We start from the raw sequence: 16,211 nt of genomic DNA, 5'->3' as shown, positions 1-16,211 counted from the left end.
GCGCTATCAGCCGTACAGGTCGCACGACCGCACAGGCGAGACGCATCGCTCTCAATGTTCTTCTGGATGGAGTCGTGTCCGCAGCGGCAGCCCCTGTGGCACGTTGGCTGGCTGACCCTCATGGAGGACTGCTTCATCCGCTGTGGTTTGTGGCGGGCGGGGGGATTACGCTCCTCGTCAGCGGGCTGCCTTTTCGTATGGCACAGCAATACTGGCGGTTTTCCGGTCTTTCCGATCTCTTTAATATTGCCTGTGCGTCAGTTGTCAGTGCCACGCTGTTTTCAACTTTGCTGCACCTGGCTGGCTACCCGCTTCCAAGCACGACATTCCCGGTCATTCATGCGCTGGTTCTACTGACATGCTTGGGTGCTCTACGCATGTTCTGGCGGCTCACAGCGCGCCGTCGCCTTATGGTCGCTGAGCGGGAGCGCGTGCTGTTACTTGGCGCTGATCACGAAGCGGATCTTTTCATTCGCGCAATGGAGCGGGATCATCAGGCGGGACGTCGCGTTGTCGGGCTTCTGACAGGTGGGACGCAGCAGGCAGGGCGACGCATTCACAGTTGTCCCATTCTTGGAACGATTGATGAAACGCCTGAAATTCTGAAGCAGATGTCAGCCTCGGGGCGCCTGCCGGATACGTTGGTTATCACCACGTCCGAACTGCGGGGCGCTCCGTTGTCCCGTATCCTCGAAGTGGCGCGTGAGTATGGTGTTGATGTTCAGAGAACGCCCTCTCTGACTGATCTGAAGCCCGCAGACAGTGTTGAGCTTCGTCCCGTCGCCATTGAAGATCTGTTGAACAGGCCTCCGGTAGCGTTGAATAGCGAAGGGATGAGCCGCCTGATCGCTGGTCAGGTCATCGCTGTAACGGGGGCTGGCGGTAGCATTGGATCTGAACTGGCGCGACAGATCGCTTCGTTCAGACCTGCTGCCATTCTTCTGATTGAAAACAGCGAGTACGCGCTGTGGCAGATCAACCTGGATCTTTCAGAGCGATATCCTGCAGTTCAGCGGCATCAGATTATTGCTGATGTGCGTGATCGCGGCAGGATCTCCGAAATTTTCATGGAATACCGTCCAGCACTGATTTTCCATGCCGCCGCGCTCAAGCACGTACCAATCGTGGAATCAAATCCGATCGAGGGTGTTCTGACCAACGTCGTGGGCACCCGCATTGTTCTGGACGAGGCCGAACGTTCAGGTGCGCAGGCGATGGTGATGATTTCAACGGACAAGGCCGTTAACCCTTCCAGTCTCATGGGGGCAAGCAAGCGTTGCGCTGAGGTCTATGGACAGGCGCTCGATATGCGTGCGCGTGCTGGTAAAGGCGGTTTGCGGTGTGTGACCGTGCGTTTTGGGAATGTCTTAGGATCTACCGGGTCTGTCGTCCCCCTGTTTCGCCGTCAGCTTGAACATGGCGGCCCGCTGACTGTAACCCACCCGGACATGACCCGTTACTTCATGACGATCCCTGAAGCGGTGGGTCTGGTGCTTCAGGCTGCCGTCCGTGGCACTCAGGATGCTTGCGGGGAAGATACAACAGATCAGCGTCTTCGGCAGGGCGGCATTTTCGTTCTGGATATGGGCGATCCGGTCAGGATCATGGATCTTGCCTGTCAGATGATCCGTCTGGCTGGCCTCAAACCAGAAACAGACGTGGAAATCCAGATTACGGGCCTGCGCCCTGGCGAGAAGCTTTTTGAAGAGCTGTTTCATGGCCGGGAAGCGCCTGTGCCGACAGATGCGCCAGGTCTGAGAATGGCGTCTCCACGGACCGTGGATTTCAATATCGCGACTGATGCCATGAATGCGCTGGAAGCGGCGTGCCACCGCGAAGATCTTTCAGCTGTCATGGAAATATTTCACCGGCTGGTGCCGGAATTCAACCATAACCGGGATGGAAAGGCGCCGTCTGCGGTCGCGCTTTCACAGCCTGATGCGGAGGTCACTGCATGATTACCCCGATAGCCTTTCTGGATCTGCCCAAACAGCAGGCTCGTCTGAAAGACGCGATCAAGAGCCGTGTTGATGCAGTGTTTGAGCATTGTCGCTTTGTCATGGGCCCCGAGGTCGAGGAACTGGAGCAGCGGCTGGCCGAGTTCGGAGGCGCGAAATATGCAGTTGGCGTCTCTTCGGGCACCGATGCACTCCTGATGGTTCTGATGGCAGAAGAGATCGGACCGGGCGACGCCGTTTTTCTGCCAGCCTTCACCTATACGGCGACGGCTGAAGTTGTTCTCCTTTTGGGAGCAACCCCCGTTTTCGTTGATGTGGAACCAGATACGTTCCAGATCAGTCTGACGTCTCTCGCGGAGCGGCTGACGGCTGTGCGGGACGCTGAGGAACTGGAGCCGCGAGCTCTGATCGGGGTGGATCTTTTCGGGCAGCCTGCGCCTTGGGATGAACTGAAAATTTTTGCGGCTCAGGAAGGCCTGACGCTTATTGCGGACTGCGCGCAGTCTTTCGGAGCCTCCTATCACGGACGCCGTCTGGGGCACGAGGCGCGTGCTACGACGCTATCATTTTTCCCGTCCAAGCCTCTCGGCGGCTACGGAGACGGCGGTGCTATTTTGACGGATGATGAGGACCTGGCCATCCTCTATCGTTCGCTGCGAACGCACGGTGAGGGCAAAACGCGATACGAAGTGGAGCGGATTGGCATCAACGGTCGGCTGGACACGATTCAGGCGGCTGTTCTTCTGGCGAAACTGGATGCTTTTGAAGATGAGCTGATCAAGCGTGAAGCCATTGCCTGCGCATATGACCGTGCCATGCCGCAAGGTATTCAACAGCCGGTGCGCGTGCCTGACAGCGAAAGTGCCTGGGCGATTTACAGCGTGTTGCTGCCAGATGCAGCGAAACGGGATTCCCTGCAGGCGCACTTGAAGGCCGCGGGTGTGCCGACGGCAGTGTACTACCCGAAACCTCTCCATCATCAGCCTGCGTATAGCGAGCATCATGATGGCGCGGCTCTTCCTGTTTCGGAAGATCTCGGAACACGTATTCTCGCACTTCCTATTCAGCCAGAGCTGACGAGTGAAGAAGTGGATCGTATCACGGAAGCCCTGAAAAGCTGGGCAGGAGACACGTTATGAGGCGCGAGCAGAAGCTGTTACTGGCTTTTTGTGCACTGGTTTTCATTCCAGTGGGTATTGTCTGGTTCGTGGCGTGGCCGCTGATTCACGCATGGAAATTCCCGCCGGTGACTGAAGGCAAGATAGTCGCTCCTGTCAGCCGGGATCTGAGTGCAACTGAAGTTCAGGACATTAATCTGTGGCTTCAGTCGCACACAACGGCCTGGGGCCCCAGCGGGGAGCAGCCGCCCGCGAAGGGGCAGGTCATCCTGCGCATGAACAACGCAGACAATCATCCGGTCATCATTTCCATCTGGAAGCACAAACATCAAGCGGACATCGTCGGCGTGCAGCTTGAGGACAATGGCCCCTACCGCATGAACGCCTTTGAAGACGCGTCTCTCACGGCGCTCCAGCCCGCAGAATTGCAGCCTCACGGATAAAGCTCAACACTTCAGGACTGAAAGGCGCCTGTCGTTCAGGTGTCTGTCAGTCTTGCATGTCTTCGTACATTGTCCCCGTCTTGCGCCAGAGTTCCGGGCCCACGGCCTTTTGCAAAGGCTTTTGAAGCTCCAGCCAATCCTTTGCGAGGCTTTGAGCTTCTGGGGCAGATGGGGATACCGAGCGGGCAAGAGCATCTTCACAGCGCACGATAAGTCGTTCCCAGAGAACCTGATAGGATGTTCTGTCTTTAGTTGGGAAGTGACGATCCATTTGCGTCTGCCCCGCCAGCTGTTCTTCCGCAGTAAAGTATTTTTCAAAAACGGGCTGAATGTTTTCCCGTTGTAGAATGGCTTCTCCTTCTCGCAGAAGAAGGCAAAATGCCACCAGATCCATCGGACCATTGTAAATCTGGCTCTCCGAACCAGAGAGTTGGTCAGAGATTAGATGATGGGTGGTGCGGAGTTGGGAAATTGTTCTTTCTCATACTGCCATGCGTGCTGATAGCAGGAAAAGTTGGGTCGCTATGATATCTTTTGGGGATGCCGGCTTCAGGTCCAGGGAGCGGATCTCAGCGAGACTAAATCCCATGCGCTTTGAAAGAAAAATGCGTGCCAGCGTGCTGATTGTCTGGAGCGTGTAAACGCGTCTGCCATTTTCAGCCTGGGCTGGCTTGATGAGCCCCAAAGCTTCGAAATGTCGAAGTGTCCGGGGTGTTGTTGCGCTGGCTTTGGCAAGTTCGCCAATGGTCAGGGTCTTTGCAGTCATTGATCTTCCTCCTGACGCATCATCTGCAATGATGACGTTACGTCAGGAGCAAGCGAAATATTCAGTCTTTCCGGGCTTCGTCTTCGGAAATTTCGCCGACGTCGCGGCGGGTCTGTTCTTCGTCATCGAGAGGGGCCGTTGCCTTGTCTCCCATAGCCAGCAGAGCTGCCGTGATCGGAGATGCCAGGATCAGGCCGGGAATACCAAGAATGGTGCTGAAAACCGTCTGGGACAGAATGGCAACCGCAGGTGGCATATGGACTGCACGCCGCTGGATGAGTGGTGCAAGAACGTTGCCTTCAAAGAACTGGATCACGCTGTAAAGAATGGCCACGAACAGGGCTTCTTTGCTTCCCATGGAGAGGCCCAGCAGCACGGCCGGGACCGCACCAAGAATGGCGCCGATATAGGGAATGAAGTTGCAGATACCAGCAACCACACCGAGTGCAAGCGCAAGAGGGACGCCAATCAAAGAAAGGCCAATCCCGGACAGAATGCCCACGACGAGCATGTCGAGGGCCTGACCTGCTGTCCACGCCCAGAGTGTCGTGCCCGCAGCCATGAGTAACTCACGTGCGGATGCACGGTGCTGGGAAGGAACGAGGCGTAGGAAGCCGTCAATGTAAATTGCAGGAGACAAAGCAAAGTACAGCCCTGCAATGAGAATGACAGCCAGTGTGCCCAGCACACCAAAGGCGCTGCTGAGAATACCAGTCACGGACCCTGCAAGGCCGGAGCCGAGGGAACCAAGGCTGCCAGACGTTGCATCATTTCCGCCAACTGCGGTTGGAAGATGATCCAGAACAAGTTGACCCAGAGTAGACCCTGAAAGATGCGATTTCAGATCGCCGGACTGCTGGACAAGTGCCTGTTTGAGGCGAATGAACTGGTCCCCGATCGCCGGGCCGCTGCTCCAGACAAGGCCTGCCAGTGCGAGCAGGATAACCACTGTGACGAGAGCAACAGCGCCCTGATAGGGGATGAACGAGACGTGGCGCCGTACGATCCGGGCGAGGCCATGCAGGACGACGGCCATCAGTGCTGAGGCGAAAACAACAGCCAGCACATCCTTCATCAGCCAGACAGCCAGAAGGATCAGCGTCACAGTCAGGGCGATCCGTAACAGGCTGGCAATTTTTGAAAGTTCGCGCGCGCGCGGTTCCTTCTCGTCTCGGTCCTTCGGGTCGGAAAACGAAATAGGCATCAGCCGGTCCATCCTGAATCTGTAGGCCGGTGTTGGCTTATGGACTTCGGGAAGGCGGGTCAATTGGCTGAGGTAATCTAACGATACTCTCACGGAGTGCTTACAGCCGTGAGAGTACACACGCTACAGTTAAGTTCGGCTTTGGTTAGGCAGAAGCATCTTCAAGTTCCGCCTGTGCTTCGAGCCAGAGCTCTTCTGTTTTCTCCTGTGTCGCATTCAGAGCAGAAAGATGAGCATTCAGCGACGCGATTTCACCGGGATTCCCTGACTGATAGAGCTCCGGATCGGCAAGCTTGGTCTCAATTTTCTCTTTTTCCCGATTGATCTGAGCCAGCTTCGCTTCAGCATCACGAATTTTTCGGCGGAGCGGGGCCAGCGCTCGTGTGAGCTCCTTGCGGTCAATTTTCTTCTGGGGAGCTGTCGCCTGAGACGCCTCCTGCGAGGCCGGACGATTGGCGTTTCTGTTCCGCTCCGTATTTTCCGCTCTGGCCTTGCGAGCACGTTCGACCAGCCATGCCTTGTATTCCGCCATGTCGCCGTCAAACGGCGCAATGGTCCCGTCTTCAACCAGCCAGAACCGATCCGCCACGGATTCCACCAGATGGCTGTCATGGCTGATGAGGATTACCGCGCCCTCAAATTCGGAAAGGGCACGGATCAGGGCATCGCGTGCGTCAAGATCAAGATGGTTGGTTGGCTCATCGAGGATGAGAAGATGCGGGGCGTCACGAGTGGAGAGCGCGAGAAGAAGGCGTGCTTTTTCCCCGCCGGACAATTCTGAAACACGGGTTTCAGCGCGATTAACATCAAGTCCGAAGCGCGCGAGCTGTGAGCGTACGGCAACCGGCGTCGCATCAGGCATGGCGCGGGCCATGTGATCGATCGGTGTTTCAGACAGGACAAGTTCGTCAGCCTGATGCTGCGCGAAATAGCCGATCTTGAGCTTTGGCGAGTGATTGTAAGATCCCGCCATGGGATCAAGACGTCCGGCCAGTAGCTTGGCGAATGTGGACTTGCCGCGCCCGTTCTGGCCTAGAAGCGCGATTCGGTCTTCCATATCGAGCCGCTGGTTCAGCCCTTTGAGAACCACCCGTCCATCATACCCTAGACTGACATTGTCGAGGGTGATCATCGGTGGGGGAAGGGGCTGCGGTTCCGGGAATGAAAAGCGCGTCGGCGTGTCTTCCACCACGCTGTCAATCTGCGGAAGGCGCTCAAGCGCTTTCAGGCGGGCCTGAGCCTGTTTGGCTTTCGTGGCTTTCGCGCGGAAGCGATCGACGAAGGACTGCATATGCGCACGCTGTGTCGCAATGCGCTCAGCCATACGATTTTGCTGAAGGGCCTGTTCTGTCCGGATGCGCACGAAGTTGTCGTAGCCGCCGGGCGTCAGGCTAAGTTTCTGATGATCCAGATGAGCAATGGCATCGACTGTATTGTCGAGAAGTGATCGGTCATGACTGACGATCAGAGCCGCACCAGGGAATTTTGCGAGCCAGGATTCGAGCCAGAGGGTGGCTTCGATATCAAGATGGTTGGTGGGCTCATCCAGCAGAAGGAGATCGGGGCTGAGGAAGAGGGCCGTCGCCAGCGAGACACGCATTCTCCAGCCACCTGAGAAGTCCGAGACCGAGCGAAGCTGCGCGTCTTGATCGAAGCCCAGCCCCGACAGGATGGCGCCGGCACGGGCGGGGGCCGTGTAGGCGTCAATGGCAATCAGGCGCTCATGTACATCTGCGATACGGGCAGGGTCGGTGGCAGTCTCGGCTTCGGCAAGGAGAGCCGCGCGCTCGATGTCGCCTTCCAGCACCGTGTCGATCAGCGAGGTGTCACCAGATGGTGTTTCCTGCTTCACGCGGCCCATTGTGGCCCGATTTGCAAGCGTGATGGTGCCCCCATCCGGGGCAATATCCCCTGCAATCGCGCCAAGAAGCGTTGATTTTCCAGCCCCATTTTTTCCGATGAGGCCAATTTTCCGACCGGGGTCGACTGTCAGCGATGCGCCATCCAGCAGGGTACGGCCGACGATGCGGAGAGTCAGGTCAGTGATGGTGAGCAGGCTCACGGGCGCCTCGATCAGTCGGGAAGAGTGAAAAAACCGCGACAGACCTATCAGGAACTACGAATTTGCTCTAGTGGAACGGCGGGATTTACCCCTTTGTCCAACAGGAGAAGAAAGATGGCTCTCGAGCGCACGCTTTCAATCATCAAGCCCGACGCCACGAAGCGTAACCTGACCGGCAAGATCAATGCCGTGTTCGAGGAAGCCGGTCTGCGCATCGTTGCTCAGAAGCGCATCCAGCTGACCGAGAAGCAGGCTGGCGCTTTCTACGCAGTTCACAAGGAGCGTCCGTTCTACGGCAGCCTCGTGTCCTCCATGCTCGCTGAGCCGGTTGTCGTGCAGGTTCTGCAGGCTGAGAACGCTGTTGCAAAGCACCGTGAAGTCATGGGCGCAACGAACCCGGCTGATGCAGCTGAGGGCACCGTGCGTAAGCTTTATGCTGAAAGCATCGAAGCAAACTCCGTGCACGGTTCTGACAGCCTTGAGAACGCGAAGAACGAGATCGCTTTCTTCTTCGCTGAGACAGAAATCCTGCCGTAAGGTCTGGGTTTCTGCCAATGGAGAGCCGCAGGCTCTGTGGCTCTCCATTTTCAATGATTTGGGACGGTATCTGAACGCCCCGACTGGTCAGCCTTCACACGTTCCCGGTTCCGCTGTCATCCAGGCCCACTCTGCGGCATGATGATGGAAGAGAGGCATGGTTCGATCTGTGGGCAACGACGCTACAACTTCTTTCCTTTACAAATATCCGCTGGCTATCGTCTGGGGACTTCTGGTCTCTGCCTGCCTGATGTTTCTGGTGATCGCGACCCCGCCATTACAGGTCGCAGATGAGCCAAATCATTTTCAGAGAGCCATACAGATCTCTCAGGGACAGTTGATCGGCCATCGTTTCAGTGCCTCTGATAGCGGTGGTGTCATTCCTGAAGACAGCGTTGTATTCGCTTACAGATATGATGATCTCAAAGGTCGATACGAACGGAAAGTAGACTGGAACCGTATCTTCGGCAGCACACCGTTAAGCTGGAAAAGTCCGAAGCGGGAAGCAGGCTTTCCAAACACGGTGATCTATTCTCCGATCTTTTATTTTCCATCAGTGGTGGGGATTGAAGTCGGCAAAAGACTTCATGAAGATATTTTAAAGTCTTTTTATCTGGCGCGCATGTCCAGCGCCGTCTTTTGCGTACTTTCCGGAATGTTCGCCCTTGCGATTGTCCGTCAGGGACGACTGATTATTGCAGCATTTCTCTCAATGCCTATGTCGCTGTCGTTGTTCGCATCTTGCTCTCAGGATGGGCCTTTGATCGCAGCCTGTGCAGTCTGTACGGCTCTTATGACGCGATTAAATGATGATTTCTGCAAGAACAGATGGTTCTGGCCAACACTCGCGCTTCTGATGGGATGCATTCTTGCATCCAAGCCACCTTATATTCTCATCGCGTTTCTACCGCTGATCATTGCTCCATGGGCGGCTTGGCGCTCGGCTGCGGGTGCGTGTGTGTTTGCCGCATTTGCTGCTCTGGCATGGTCGGTTATGGGTGTTCACTCAACGAAGATCCCTTTTCGTTCAGCAGATGGGGTTGATGCGGCGCGTCAGCTACGTTTCGTTCTTTCTCACCCGTTCAAAACAATCACAGTACTTCTGCACACATTCAGGGTCTCTGCTTATTCCTTAATGGGCCAGTTTGTCGGTGTTCTGGGATGGCTTGATGCACGACTTCCAGACTGGTTTTACCAGTTCGAAGTCATGTTTTTCATTCTCGTAGGTATTTTCTCTTGCCTTTACCTGACAAGAAAAATTGGAAGAGACGAGCTACTGAGAAAGGCGCTCATATTTTGTGTGTCCATTGGGACTGTCAGCGCTGTCAGCCTTTCTCTCTATCTTATCTGGACCCCCGTCGGTGACAGTTATATTGGTGGCCTTCAGGGAAGATATTATATCCCCGCTGCAATTTTCTCAGTACTGATCTTTCCTTTCGCATCAACGCCCCATTTTCTGTCCGTTACTAAAGCAAAGGCCGTTGAAATCGGGCTTCTTACGGTGGGGTTATGGGTAGGATTTGGCGCTATCGTTCAGACGATACTGGCGCGGTATTGGTAATTGCCGTGACCATTTAAGAGTGAGGGGACGGTTTCCGCGAAAGAAGTAGCCGCCCCCTTGGATTTCTATGCGTTAATTCCAAAGACGCGCATAAATGCCGGTTGCTTCAATGCAGACATGCGCAACGCAAACGAAATAGGCGCCTAAAAGGCCCGCACAGACCGTTTGATACGTTTTGTTCTGGCGCGGCAGGAACAGCAGAACTCCACTTAGAATAGCAGCGCAGCTTATATAAAAATAACGTCCCTGAAGGCCGCTGACAGTGTTCTCTCCAAGGTGAGAGAAGCCAACGTAGAATGCCAGAAGAGTTAAGAGCGAATAAAGCGCACCAAGCGCAATCAGGACTGCTCCGGATCGTGGACTAGCAATGGGCCGTTTGTCAGCGAGAGCCAGCAGAACAATCAGAGCTATAGCTATATACCCAGTGCCTTCACCAATCTTGAAGAAAAGTGGCACTGGGCCGCCGCCAAAACGTCCCCATGCGTCCTCCCACCACCAGTGCGAGCCAACACGGTAAGTTTCAGCGATTTCCCGAACAAAAGACCATGGGTGCTCCAGCATGGTCAGGATCTGGACTTTAGGATCTCCTCCCGTATTCCAGTAATGCGCAGGCGTGAATGGGTAAATTCCGTTCCAGACAACGGCGGAGACAAGGCTCAGTCCGACGACCGTCATACAGAACTGGACATATTTTCTCTGGGTCGGGAAAGAATTCGTCGGCACAAGAAAACAGCCAAGACTCAGAAAGCTACAGGTTAATTTGAAAAGCCCCAATGGAGCGGCCAAAGCGATAATCAGCCGGATCCAGATTTTCCGGTCTTCGGGAGGGGCCATCCGGGCCCGCAGGCAGCAGGCGAGGAACAGCATTGATCCCAGATTGGTGACAGGATCGGCGCTATATGTTGTCGCCAGATGGAGGCTTGTTGGCGTGGTCATCAGGGCAAGGACAGCCAGTCGCCCTACGGGCAGTACCGCAAGGACGAGTGCAAGCATCCCGATGTATCCAAACAGATTCCCTAAACGACCAGCGTAATATCTTGTATCCACGCCGCCATGTCCGGCATTGGCGATCATCATGGCGGTGGCTGAGGGAATATACATCAGTGGGGAATATGAAGCGGTCGAAGGGAAATGAACGACTTCCCGGTCTCTTTTGGCGTTCTCCAGATCCTTTGCAATCTGCGCAGCGACATTGCTGTCAGAAGGCTTATGCTGGTCCCGGTTTGAATTGAAATAGCGCACCCAGGTCAGCATACTGGTGTCGAGCCCACCCCCGAACATATGCCCCGAATAACGCTGTGCCAGAAGATTTCCCTGAGCGATCTGTTGCGCGCGGTAAAAATGGAATTCTTCATCTACGCCGCTAACAGGCGTGACGCGGTACACAAGAAAAACGCCGATAACAGCAATTGCGAGAAGATAAGCGAGTTCAAGAAGCCGCAGGTTTGTTTTGCAGAACGCAAAAAATGACGAAACGGACTTCATATCAGTGCTTATTTCCTTGTTGGGGCACATGACCGACTGCCATCCGGGCTCATATGCACCCACTCAGAGTAAGGCAATCCGCAAATTATAAAACTGAGTTTTGGAAGTGCTGAGCGTTTTTGCGGTCATTATCGGCAGGGCATTTAACTGAGAGGTGTCTTTACTACACAGTGCCCAGATAAAATGAGGAGCGGAATGAAAGGAGAAATTCCCGGTCATCCCGCCGCCAGATTACTGTCTGTTGATGTAGTTCTGAAGAACCAAAGGATACAGGGCGTGTTCCTGTTCCAGTACGCGTGCAGCAAGTGCGTCGGGTGTGTCACTCTTCAGAACCGGCACACGCGCTTGCCCAAGAATAGGCCCTTCATCCACCCCCGCAGTTACGAGGTGGACAGTACAACCGTGTTCGGTTGCGCCGACAGCAATGGCAGCCTCATGCGTGTGCAGTCCTGGAAATGCTGGCAACAGACTAGGGTGGATGTTGAGCATCCGGCCATCCCAGGCGTTGACGAGATAAGGCGTCAGGACACGCATATATCCGGCAAGGCAGACGAGTTGGGCTCCGGAAGCGCGGATGGCGGCATCCACCTTGCGTTCGTGAGCTTCACGGTCTTTCCCAAACGCCTTGTGGTCAATGGCTGCCGTCTGAAGACCGGCCGCGCGGGCGACCTCCAGACCAGCCGCATCCGGCTTGTTACTGAGCACGAGTACGATCCGAGCCGGAAAATCCGGCCTTTCACAGGCCTCGATTAGTGCACGCATGTTGCTGCCCCGCCCGCTGATAAGCACAGCGATGGGCGTCTTCTGCATCATGCGAAGGAGACCGGTGCGGTCAGGGCATAAGCCTCGTCGGAGCGGACAACTTCACCGATCTGGAAAGCGCTTTCTCCGCGGGCTTCCAGTTCAGCCAGAACGCGCTCTGGCTCAGGAGTGACGAGAACCATGCCAATGCCACAGTTGAAGACACGGAGCATTTCATCAGCTGAAACATTTCCGGTTTCTGCCATCCAGCGAAATACGGAAGGGACGACCCACGACGAACCGTCAATGCGAACACCCAGACCTTCCGGAAGGACGCGCGGCAGATTGCCCGGCAGGCCGCCGCCGGTAATATGTGCGCAGCCATGGAGCAGGCCCTTGGCGTGCAGATCCAGCACGCTGCGAACATAAAGCTTCGTAGGTGTCAGCAGGGCTTCGGCGAGTGTGTGTCCTTCAGAGAAGGGAGCCGGATCATTCCAGCCGAGGCCTGAACGGCGAACAACTTCCCGAACCAGAGAAAAGCCATTCGAGTGAACGCCTGAGGAAGGCATCCCGATCAGTGCGTCGCCTTCGCGGATGCCCGCGGGAAGGAGAGCGCCGCGTTCTGCCGCGCCGACACTGAAGCCGGCGAGATCATAATGCCCCGGTGCATACATGCCCGGCATTTCTGCAGTTTCGCCACCGACCAACGCACAGCCGGATTCTGCACAGGCATGGGCGATGCCCTTCACGACCGTTGAGGCATCTTCAATGGAGAGCTTGCCGGTCGCCAGATAGTCTAGGAAGAACAGAGGGGTTGCGCCTTGAACGACCAGATCGTTTACGCACATCGCCACGAGATCAATACCGACCTCATCATGCTTGCCGGCTTCGATCGCGACCATGAGTTTCGTGCCCACGCCGTCTGTGCAACTGACAAGGACCGGATCGGTGAAACCGGCAGCCTTCAGATCAAACAGGGCACCGAAGCCGCCCAGTCCGCCCATTGTGCCGGGGCGGTTCGTGGCTTTGGCTGCGGGCTTGATGGCATCGACCAGGGCATCGCCTGCTGCAATGTCTACACCAGCCTGTGCATAGCTGGCGCCCTGTGAGGTGTCGGGCTGATCGGTCATGATGAAGCTTCCCGCTGGTTGACGTGACGCCGTTCTAGAGCATCCTGCACGCGGGCGGAACGCTTGAATTGAAGGCGTAACGGCATGAAAAGGGATGAGGGATGACAAAACAGGACGGACAGGAAGGGCACGCCATAAGCGATGCCGGACCTCAGATGGCCTTTCCTCTGCGTCGTCCGACCGCGATGACAGCTGAACGCTTCATCACGAGCCCTTCAAATGCGCCTGCGCGCGCGTGGCTTTCACGCAAAGTGTGGCCTGATGGCCGATTGTGGCTCTGGGGGCCAGCGGGCACGGGAAAAACCCATCTGTTGTCTGTCTGGGCGCAGGAGCACGATGCGACCATTCTGGATGCGCGCCTGTTTTCTCACGCCTCTTCGGGAGGGCGTATTCGCGTAAGGGGAAACCTTGCGATTGATAATGCCGATTCGCCGGGCGATGAGGCAACCATGCTCCACCTGTTGAATGACGCGCTGACGCAGGGGGACCGGGTGTTGATGGTTGGGCGCCTTCCACCGTCACGCAGCCATGTCTCCCTCCCAGATCTGGGAAGCCGGCTCCGTGCGACCGCAACGACGGCCACGGGAGAGCCGGAGGACGATCTGCGGGCAACGTTGCTACTTTCTCTTCTGGCGGATCGCCAGCTCGTTGTTTCGCAGTCCGTTACGGAATGGCTTTGGCGTCATCTGCCGCGCACGGGAAATGCTCTGGTTTCGGCGGTTGAGCGACTGGATGATGCGGCTCTTGCCCGTGGAACTGCAATTACACGGGCGCTTGCGCGAGAAATGCTTCCCGATCTTCTGATGCCTGATATGTCAGAGGAATGACATAAAACCTACGTTTGACACACTTCTCCCAAGCCTTGATCTTAAACGGGTTTTGGTTCGAGCTTCCCGGAAGAGACCATCGTGACGACTGAAAATAATAAGCCAACTCCCCGTCGACGTTCGCGCAACCAGCCGCGAGAGGGGAATCTGACGCCAGCCGCAACCCGGGCCCGGCGGCGCAGAATGGTTGTTCCGACAGCTGAAGACTATGCTGACATGCCAACATCCCCAGCGCGGTTCATCAACCGGGAGCTTTCCTGGCTCGACTTTAATCAACGCGTCATTGAAGAAGCCGAAAGTTCGCGCAATCCGCTTCTGGAGCGTGTCCGTTTTCTCTCCATCAGCGCCAGTAACCTTGACGAGTTCTACTCAGTCCGTGTGGCGGGGCTGGTAGGGCAGGTCCGTGAAGGCATGGTTGTGCGGAGCCCGGATGGAGCGACGCCTGTTCAGCAGCTTTCGGCTGTGCGCCAGAAGGCCCGGTTCCTTCTCGCGGAGCAGCAGCGCGTCTGGCATCAGCTTGAAGGTGAGCTGAAAGAGGCCGGTATTTCGATCCTGTCGACCGAAAGTCTGGACGCTACGGATCTTGCACAGCTCTCAGCCCTGTTTGATGAGCGTGTTTTCCCGGTTCTGACGCCGCTGGCGGTTGATCCGTCTCATCCGCTGCCGTTTATTCCGAACATGGGGCTGGCGCTGGTGATGCGGCTCAAAGACCCCGCCTCGGGCAAGCACGTCATGGACGGGCTGATCCTGCTTCCCGCACAGGTGCCGCGTTTCCTGCGCCTTCCGTCCCGGGTTGGTGAAGGCAAGGACGCTACGGGTGAAATCCGCTTCATCCTGCTTGAAGATCTGATCAGCCTGTTTGCAGATCGCCTGTTCCCCGGCCTTATGATTGGTGCGGCCGGTGTTCTGCGGATTATCCGTGATACGGACGTTGAGTTTGAGGACGAGGCGGAAGATCTCGTTCGTTCTTATGAAACGGCTCTCAAACAGCGCCGTCGTGGCGTCGGTATTCATCTGGCTCTTGATCACAAGCTCCCTGAAACGCTCGGGCGCGAAATGGGTGAAGAGCTGGGTGTTGGCGATGAAGATGTCGTGGTCATGCCCAATTTTGTGGGCGTTGTAGATCTCAAGCAGTTGATTGTGGATGACCGCCCGGATCTGGTTTTCCCACCGTACAGCCCACGTTTCCCGGAACGCATTCTGGATTATGATGGAGACTGCTTCGCAGCCATCCGGGCAAAGGACATTGTCGTCCACCACCCGTTCGAGAGCTTCGATGTGGTTGTGCAGTTCCTGCGGCAGGCTGCGCGTGATCCGAATGTGCTGGCCATTAAGCAGACGCTGTATCGGACCTCACGCGATAGTCCGATCGTTCATGCTCTGATCGAGGCGGCGGAAGCCGGAAAATCCGTCACGGCCATGGTTGAACTGCGTGCCCGTTTCGACGAGGAAGCCAATATTCGTCTTTCGCGTGCGCTGGAAGCAGCTGGCGTGCAGGTTGTCTTTGGGTTTGCGCATCTGAAAACGCACGCGAAACTGAGCCTTGTGGTGCGTCGTGAAAACGGGACACTGCGTTCTTACGCCCACTTCGGGACCGGGAACTATCATCCCATTACGGCCCGGATTTACACGGATCTGTCGTTCTTCACCTGTGATCCGAAACTGGCGTCAGACTCTGCGCGGCTGTTCAATTACATGACCGGCTATGCCACGCCGGAAAAAATGGACGCGTTAGCCTTCTCTCCCATGACGATCCGTTCCACCCTTGAACAGCTCATCCGTGATGAAATCGCTCACGCGAAAGCAGGCCGTCCCGCTCGGATCTGGCTGAAAATGAACAGTCTGGTCGATGCTGAACTGATTGACCTGCTCTACGAAGCGTCGCAGGCCGGTGTGAAGATCGTCGGGATCATTCGTGGAATCTGTTGCCTTCGCCCGGGTGTGCCGGGGCTGTCTGATAACATCGACATCAAGTCCATTGTCGGTCGTTTTCTGGAGCATGCGCGTGTCTTTGCGTTTGGAAATGGTCACCGGATGCCGTCGCATAAGGCAAAAGTTTTCATTTCTTCCGCGGACTGGATGGTGCGAAACATGGATTGGCGGGTAGAAGCAATGGTGCCTATCACCAACCCAACCGTCCACGCGCAGATTCTCGGCCAGATCATGACCATGAATATCAAGGACAACCTTCAGAGCTGGACGCTTTCCAAGGACGGGCGTTGGCATCGGGTGTCTCCTGGTGCACACCCGTTCTCCGCACACGAGTACTTCATGAACAATCCCTCCCTGTCTGGCCGTGGGTCGGCCGCACGGGAAAAAGCTCTTCCGGAGGCCCATCGCCCGCGCGAACGGCCTGACCGGATTCTGGAAGACTGAAAC

General features: G+C 56.1%; 14 protein-coding genes. 7 read left to right on the top strand and 7 right to left on the bottom strand.

Annotation, left to right across the window (positions count from 1 at the left end; genetic code table 11):
* The first annotated feature begins 5 nt into the window (after positions 1 to 5).
* Genes GCE01_RS00995 through GCE01_RS00985 form a run of 3 tightly spaced genes read left to right on the top strand, consistent with a single transcriptional unit; the run spans position 6 to position 3,519 of the window.
* Positions 6 to 1,958 (top strand): polysaccharide biosynthesis protein, encoded by a 1,953-nt coding sequence (locus GCE01_RS00995; RefSeq protein ID WP_244591073.1) that lies wholly within the window; start codon positions 6 to 8, stop codon positions 1,956 to 1,958.
* Positions 1,955 to 3,097, top strand: coding sequence for a DegT/DnrJ/EryC1/StrS family aminotransferase (locus GCE01_RS00990; protein WP_099210340.1), 1,143 nt, complete (start codon positions 1,955 to 1,957; stop codon positions 3,095 to 3,097). The genes GCE01_RS00995 and GCE01_RS00990 overlap by 4 nt, the downstream gene beginning before the upstream one ends.
* A complete protein-coding gene (locus GCE01_RS00985) occupies positions 3,094 to 3,519 on the top strand; it encodes a hypothetical protein (RefSeq protein ID WP_046899633.1) in 426 nt (141 codons plus the stop codon). Before GCE01_RS00990 ends, GCE01_RS00985 begins: the two co-directional genes overlap by 4 nt.
* A gap of 46 nt (positions 3,520 to 3,565) precedes the next feature.
* On the opposite strand, the gene GCE01_RS17070 is transcribed toward GCE01_RS00985, so the two are convergent.
* The 4 genes from GCE01_RS17070 to GCE01_RS00970 all read right to left on the bottom strand — a co-directional run bounded on the left by GCE01_RS17070 (position 3,566) and on the right by GCE01_RS00970 (position 7,551).
* Entirely contained in the window at positions 3,566 to 3,904 is a 339-nt protein-coding gene (locus GCE01_RS17070; protein ID WP_244591038.1) for a TipAS antibiotic-recognition domain-containing protein, read from the bottom strand.
* A 96-nt stretch (positions 3,905 to 4,000) separates the two neighbouring features.
* Positions 4,001 to 4,285 (bottom strand): MerR family transcriptional regulator, encoded by a 285-nt coding sequence (locus tag GCE01_RS17065; RefSeq protein ID WP_244591037.1) that lies wholly within the window; start codon positions 4,283 to 4,285, stop codon positions 4,001 to 4,003.
* A gap of 61 nt (positions 4,286 to 4,346) precedes the next feature.
* Positions 4,347 to 5,489 (bottom strand): AI-2E family transporter, encoded by a 1,143-nt coding sequence (locus GCE01_RS00975; protein WP_099210338.1) that lies wholly within the window; start codon positions 5,487 to 5,489, stop codon positions 4,347 to 4,349.
* Positions 5,490 to 5,634: 145 nt separating this feature from the next.
* The gene (locus tag GCE01_RS00970; RefSeq protein WP_099210336.1) at positions 5,635 to 7,551 is read right to left on the bottom strand and encodes an ABC-F family ATP-binding cassette domain-containing protein; all 1,917 of its coding nucleotides are present in this window, start codon (positions 7,549 to 7,551) and stop codon (positions 5,635 to 5,637) included.
* A gap of 114 nt (positions 7,552 to 7,665) precedes the next feature.
* Between GCE01_RS00970 and ndk the strand changes: the two genes are divergently transcribed.
* Together ndk and GCE01_RS00960 are read left to right on the top strand one after the other, a co-directional pair.
* Positions 7,666 to 8,088, top strand: a complete 423-nt coding sequence (ndk, locus tag GCE01_RS00965; RefSeq protein ID WP_046899630.1) for a nucleoside-diphosphate kinase — start codon at positions 7,666 to 7,668, stop codon at positions 8,086 to 8,088.
* A 157-nt stretch (positions 8,089 to 8,245) separates the two neighbouring features.
* Positions 8,246 to 9,649, top strand: coding sequence for a DUF2142 domain-containing protein (locus GCE01_RS00960; protein ID WP_099210334.1), 1,404 nt, complete (start codon positions 8,246 to 8,248; stop codon positions 9,647 to 9,649).
* 72 nt (positions 9,650 to 9,721) lie between these two features.
* Here the strand turns inward: GCE01_RS00960 and GCE01_RS00955 are convergent, their stop codons facing one another.
* The 3 genes from GCE01_RS00955 to purM all read right to left on the bottom strand — a co-directional run bounded on the left by GCE01_RS00955 (position 9,722) and on the right by purM (position 13,005).
* Positions 9,722 to 11,134 (bottom strand): DUF2142 domain-containing protein, encoded by a 1,413-nt coding sequence (locus GCE01_RS00955; RefSeq protein WP_167386097.1) that lies wholly within the window; start codon positions 11,132 to 11,134, stop codon positions 9,722 to 9,724.
* Positions 11,135 to 11,365: 231 nt separating this feature from the next.
* The gene (gene purN, locus GCE01_RS00950; protein WP_099210330.1) at positions 11,366 to 11,947 is read right to left on the bottom strand and encodes a phosphoribosylglycinamide formyltransferase; all 582 of its coding nucleotides are present in this window, start codon (positions 11,945 to 11,947) and stop codon (positions 11,366 to 11,368) included.
* Entirely contained in the window at positions 11,944 to 13,005 is a 1,062-nt protein-coding gene (purM, locus tag GCE01_RS00945) for a phosphoribosylformylglycinamidine cyclo-ligase (RefSeq protein ID WP_099210328.1), read from the bottom strand. Before purM ends, purN begins: the two co-directional genes overlap by 4 nt.
* 101 nt (positions 13,006 to 13,106) lie before the next feature.
* Here purM and GCE01_RS00940 point away from each other — a divergent pair, with 101 nt between their 5' ends.
* Complete coding sequence (locus tag GCE01_RS00940; protein WP_052750013.1) at positions 13,107 to 13,832, top strand: DnaA/Hda family protein; 726 nt, start codon at positions 13,107 to 13,109, stop codon at positions 13,830 to 13,832.
* A 183-nt stretch (positions 13,833 to 14,015) separates the two neighbouring features.
* The gene (locus GCE01_RS00935) at positions 14,016 to 16,208 is read left to right on the top strand and encodes an RNA degradosome polyphosphate kinase (RefSeq protein WP_099210326.1); all 2,193 of its coding nucleotides are present in this window, start codon (positions 14,016 to 14,018) and stop codon (positions 16,206 to 16,208) included.
* Positions 16,209 to 16,211: the final 3 nt, after the last annotated feature.

The sequence above is a fragment of the Gluconobacter cerinus genome, assembly GCF_002723935.1.
Taxonomy (GTDB): domain Bacteria; phylum Pseudomonadota; class Alphaproteobacteria; order Acetobacterales; family Acetobacteraceae; genus Gluconobacter; species Gluconobacter cerinus.
This window is presented reverse-complemented; position numbering and strand designations above follow the sequence as displayed.

Excerpts from the sequence above, each read along its gene's own strand:
- GCE01_RS00985 (WP_046899633.1), top strand. The coding sequence starts at position 3,094 with ATGAGGCGCGAGCAGAAGCTGTTACTGGCTTTTTGTGCACTGGTTTTC.
- GCE01_RS00955 (WP_167386097.1), bottom strand. The coding sequence starts at position 11,134 with ATGAAGTCCGTTTCGTCATTTTTTGCGTTCTGCAAAACAAACCTGCGG.
- GCE01_RS00960 (WP_099210334.1), top strand. The coding sequence starts at position 8,246 with ATGGTTCGATCTGTGGGCAACGACGCTACAACTTCTTTCCTTTACAAA.
- purN (WP_099210330.1), bottom strand. The coding sequence starts at position 11,947 with ATGATGCAGAAGACGCCCATCGCTGTGCTTATCAGCGGGCGGGGCAGC.
- GCE01_RS17065 (WP_244591037.1), bottom strand. The coding sequence starts at position 4,285 with ATGACTGCAAAGACCCTGACCATTGGCGAACTTGCCAAAGCCAGCGCA.
- GCE01_RS00990 (WP_099210340.1), top strand. The coding sequence starts at position 1,955 with ATGATTACCCCGATAGCCTTTCTGGATCTGCCCAAACAGCAGGCTCGT.
- purM (WP_099210328.1), bottom strand. The coding sequence starts at position 13,005 with ATGACCGATCAGCCCGACACCTCACAGGGCGCCAGCTATGCACAGGCT.
- GCE01_RS00940 (WP_052750013.1), top strand. The coding sequence starts at position 13,107 with ATGACAAAACAGGACGGACAGGAAGGGCACGCCATAAGCGATGCCGGA.
- GCE01_RS00935 (WP_099210326.1), top strand. The coding sequence starts at position 14,016 with ATGGTTGTTCCGACAGCTGAAGACTATGCTGACATGCCAACATCCCCA.
- ndk (WP_046899630.1), top strand. The coding sequence starts at position 7,666 with ATGGCTCTCGAGCGCACGCTTTCAATCATCAAGCCCGACGCCACGAAG.
- GCE01_RS00975 (WP_099210338.1), bottom strand. The coding sequence starts at position 5,489 with ATGCCTATTTCGTTTTCCGACCCGAAGGACCGAGACGAGAAGGAACCG.